Genomic DNA, 329 nt, shown 5'->3' on the forward strand with positions numbered 1-329 from the left:
GGACGATTTGGTCCGGGGTGCCGCGAATGCCAAGAACAAGGTTATCCATGCGTCAGATAAAAGAGGCGCTGCGCCTGCGGTTTGTCTGCGAGCGTAGCCAAAGCGAAATCGCGCGCACGATCGGCGCTTCTAAGGCGACGGTCTGGGAGTACCTGGATCGAGCCAAACGAGCGCAACTGAGCTACGAACAGGCGAGCTCGATGGGCGATGCTGCGCTCGAGGCGCTGCTGTTCCCGCCGGCGCCGCCGTCGAACCGCGAGCGCCCGAAGCCTGACTGGCCAACGGTGCATCGCGAGTTGGGCAAGAAGGGCGTCACGCTCGATCTGTTG

At 63.2% G+C, this 329-nt stretch carries 1 protein-coding gene; it reads left to right on the top strand.

Annotated elements, in window-relative coordinates; all coding sequences use genetic code 11:
• Nucleotides 1-47: 47 nt before the first annotated feature.
• The coding region (locus GWC77_RS28490) for a sigma-70 region 4 domain-containing protein (RefSeq protein ID WP_173262998.1) at nt 48-329 on the top strand (282 nt) is incomplete at its 3' end.

The organism is Paraburkholderia sp. NMBU_R16, assembly GCF_013282575.1.
GTDB lineage: Bacteria > Pseudomonadota > Gammaproteobacteria > Burkholderiales > Burkholderiaceae > Trinickia.